Here is a 3,649-nt window from a genome sequence, read left to right on the forward strand (position 1 = left end):
CGATGGTGGTGCCGGCATTCACGGCGGCGCCCGCGAGCGCGGTCTCGCAGACCGTGATCCACCCGGAGATCATCGACGGGTGCGAGGGCTGTCCCGGGCCGCTGTTCAAGGTCCAGGACATCCTCACCAAGCAGCAGATCCCGGCGGTCACGCGGTCGGTGGCCAGCGGGGTGTCCGGGCTGATCACCGCCGCCCGGACCAAGGACCCGGTCGCGGCCAAGCGGATCCACGACGCGGCGATCAAGACCCTGTCCACCGGCGCGGCTCAGGCCGGCAACGCCAGCTGGGCGCCGGGCGACCCGGACGGCGACCTCTGCCCGCGGCGGAAGTGGCCCTTCCCCGGGCCGAAGCCGGGGTGGGACCAGCTGGAGAGCCAGCTCTCGCAGGGCATGACCCTGCTCGCCCAGGCGAACCGTACGGGCGACGGCGGGCTGGTGACGAAGGCGTCCGGACTGCTGGATGGTGGGGCCGCGGGGCTCACCACGTTCCAGGGCTGCGTCTGAGCCCAGCCGGGACCGGTGGTGGCAGGGTGAGGGGACTGCCACCACCGGGACGGCGCACGCGCGGCCGGCGCGGCAGGCCCGGGACCGCGGCCGGTTCGATCCCGATCTCCGCCATCCGGGACCGGTAGCGCCGGTGGGCCCGGTCGGCCTCGCCCCACCGGCCGGCCGGCAGCAGTACCGAGATCAGCGCCAGGTGCGCGGGTTCGTCGTACCGGTCCTGCTCGAGCAGCCGGAGCAGCAGCAGCACCGCCTCGTCGGGGTCGGTGGTGTCGGCGGCCAGCGCCCGCAGCGCGGCCAGGCAGACCGCGCGGGCCTCCTCGCGCAGGTCGTGCGACCAGTCCGCGTACAGGTCCTCCTCCAGGACGTCGCCCCGGTAGAGGGCCGTGGCCCGGCGGAGGAGGACGCCCGAGCGGGTCCGCAGCCCCTCGGTCGCGTCCCGCAGGAAGGTCTCGACGTCCACGTCGACCCGGTGCAGGGCGACGCTGCCGCCCTCGGTGATCAGGAACTGGTTGGTCCGGGCCGGATCCAGGATGCGGCGCACGGTCGCCAGCGCGACCGAGAGCCGGTTGCTCAGCACGGCCGGGTCGTCCTCGTCCGGCCAGAGCAGCTCGACCAGCCGGCCGCGGGGGCAGGCCCGGCCGCGGCGGGCGACGAGGATCTTCAGCAGCTCCCGGGCCTTGCGCGACTGCCACTCGGTGTCCGGGACCGGGATCCCGTCCCGGGTCACCTCGAAGCGGCCGAGCACCCGGATCGCCACCTGTACGTCGTGAGCAACGAGCATGACGGAGTTGTAGAAGCGGCCGGATGTGCCGCCGTTGTACGCCCGCGGCCCGAGCACAACGTTTCCACAACCGGGCCCCGCCACGCTGTCGCCCGGGCCAAAGGACGGCCCAGGTACGGACCGTGGAGGCGTGGTGTTCGGGAGATTCCGCCGGCTGGGCGTGGCGTTGGCCGTCATCGGGGGCGTCGCGAGCGCCGGCCTCACCGCGAGCCCGGCGGTGGCCGCGCCGATGGGCCAGGGTGCCGCCGCGGCCTGCACCGGCCCGCGGGTGGTGAGCGTGACCAGGTCCCGGGTCGTCGAGGGGTCGATCCGGGGCGGCTTCACCACGCTGAACGTCGCCGTGACCAGCACCGGCTGCCCGCTGGCCGGTTCGGTCCGCTACCAGACCGTCGCGTACACGGCCCGCGCGAAGGAAGACTTCGTCGTGAAGTCGGGCACGATCGCGTACAAGGCCGGGACTGCGGCGGCGACGACCGTGTCGGTCCAGGTGGTCGCCGACCTGCAACCTGAGCCGAACGAGTGCTTCTCGCTGCTGCTGTCCGTCCCCACCGGCGGCGCGCGGATCGGCGTGGCCGAGGCGCCCCAGATCATCGTCAACGACGATCACGTCAAGGGCGGCGTCGGCGGCGGGTTCATCTGCTCGGAGTGAGCCGGGCCGCGAGCTCGGCCAGACCGGCGCGGATGCCGGCCTCCTCCGGCCGGTCGGGGATCCGCCGCCGCAGCTCCCCCGCGGCCCGCAGCCAGCCCTGGGCGTCGGCGAGGTCGCCGGCCGCCAGCTGGGCCCGGCCGAGCAACGCGGCGGCGGTCGCCTCCAGGTGCTGGTCGCCGACCTCGACGCTGAGCCGGTGCGCCCGCAGGGCGTTGTCCCGGGCCGAGACCGGGTCGCCCGCGTCGAGCTGGGCCCGGCCGATCTCGGTGAGCGTCTCCACCTCGTACCGGCGTTCGCCCTGGCCCCGGCGCAGCCGCAACGCCTGTCCGAGCGCCTCCAGCGCGTCCCGGTGACCGCCGCGGGCTCGGTGGGTCTCGCCCAGGCTCTGCAGGATGCCGGCCTCGAGCCGGCGGTCGCCGTCGTCGCGGGCCAGCCGCAGGCCCCGCTCCAGGTACTCGACGCCGCGCTCGACGTCGCCGACCCGCGCGTGCGCGCAGCCGAGGTTGTTCAGCGCCAGCCGCATGCCGAGCCGGTGCCCGTTGCGGGTGTGCACCTCCAGCGCCTGCTCGCAGGACAGGATGGCCTCGTCGTAGCGGTGCAGCTCGCCGAGCGCGGCGGCGATGTTGTTGTGTACGTGGCCCTCGCCGCGCCGGTCGCCGCTGACCCGCATCAGCTCCAGCGCCGGGCGGAGGTGGTCCAGCGCCTCGGCGTGCCGGCGGGCGGCGATGCAGGCGACGCCGAGCCCGCTGAGCATGAGGCCGGTGATCGCGGGTTCCTCCAGCCGCCGGGCCGCGGCCAGCCCGAACCGGTACATGGCGACCCGATCGCCCCAGTGCCCGCGCGACTCGAAGTAGCCGGCCAGCAGGTAACACAGCTGCCAGGCCGCGGTCTCGTGGCCCCGGCCGGCCGCGTACTCCACCGTGGCCAGCAGGTTCACGTGCTCGCCGTCGAGGAACGCCAGCGCTGCCGCGGGGGTCGACTCGAACGGCAGCTCGGGCAGGGTCCGTACGGCGGTGACCCGGTCCCGGCCCGGGTCCAGGATGCGGTTGCCGGCCGCGGCGACCGCGACGGACCAGTCCAGGATCCGGGCGACCGCGGCGGCCCGTTCGGGCTCCGGCTCTTCTGCGGAGGCGCGCTCGGCCGCGTAGAGCCGGATGAGGTCGTGGAAGCGGTACCGGGCCGAGCCGAGGTCCTCGACCAGGTGCGCACGGGCGAGCTCGTGCAGCGCGGCGTCCGGAGTCCCGGCCAGTGACCCGGCCAGCGAGGCGGTGAAGCTGAGGCCGGGATGCAGGCCCAGCAGCCGGAACAGCCGCGCGGCCGGCGGGCTCAGTGCCCCGTACCCGGAGGCGAACACCGCCCGGAGCCCGCGCGCGTCGCCCTCGACCGAGAGCGCGGCCAGCCGATCCTGTCCGGTCAGCTCGGTGACCAGCTCCGCGATCGGCCGGCGCGGCCGCCCGGCGAGCTTGGCCGCGGCCAGCCGCAACGCGAGCGGCAGCCGGCCGCACAGCTCGACGACCTCGGCCGCGGCGGAACGCTCGGAGCGGACCCGGTCGACGCCGACGACCCGTTCCAGCAGCGCGGCCGCCTCGACGCCGGTCAGCAGGTCCACGTCGACCAGGCGGACCTCGTGGTGCACCAGCAGCGCGGCCAGGTCGTGCCGGCTGGTCACGACCAGCAGGCTGGCGTCGCCGGTCGGCACCAGCGGCAGCACCTGCG

General features: G+C 75.3%; 4 protein-coding genes. 2 read left to right on the forward strand and 2 right to left on the reverse strand.

From position 1 onward, the window contains the following. A partial coding sequence (locus VGP36_02015) for a hypothetical protein (protein HEV7653497.1) occupies positions 1 to 503 on the forward strand: 503 nt, incomplete at its 5' end. Here VGP36_02015 and VGP36_02020 read toward each other — a convergent pair. Continuing rightward, a complete protein-coding gene (locus VGP36_02020; GenBank protein ID HEV7653498.1) occupies positions 478 to 1,284 on the reverse strand; it encodes a BTAD domain-containing putative transcriptional regulator in 807 nt (268 codons plus the stop codon). The two genes, VGP36_02015 and VGP36_02020, sit on opposite strands and share 26 nt — an antisense overlap. Positions 1,285 to 1,414: 130 nt before the next feature. On the opposite strand from VGP36_02020, the gene VGP36_02025 reads away from it, so the two are divergent. Continuing rightward, positions 1,415 to 1,933 carry a Calx-beta domain-containing protein gene (locus tag VGP36_02025; GenBank protein ID HEV7653499.1) on the forward strand — a complete coding sequence of 173 codons (519 nt, stop codon included), beginning with the start codon at positions 1,415 to 1,417 and terminating at the stop codon, positions 1,931 to 1,933. Here the strand turns inward: VGP36_02025 and VGP36_02030 are convergent. After that, positions 1,917 to 3,649 (reverse strand): tetratricopeptide repeat protein (locus VGP36_02030; protein HEV7653500.1); only part of this gene is annotated, 1,733 nt, incomplete at its 5' end. The genes VGP36_02025 and VGP36_02030 overlap by 17 nt on opposite strands.

The sequence above is a fragment of the Mycobacteriales bacterium genome (genome assembly GCA_035995165.1).
In the GTDB taxonomy this organism is placed as follows: domain Bacteria; phylum Actinomycetota; class Actinomycetes; order Mycobacteriales; family CADCTP01; genus CADCTP01.

Bases quoted from the DNA above. Each gene is read 5' to 3' on its own strand.
- VGP36_02020 (HEV7653498.1), bottom strand. From the start codon at position 1,284: ATGCTCGTTGCTCACGACGTACAGGTGGCGATCCGGGTGCTCGGCCGC.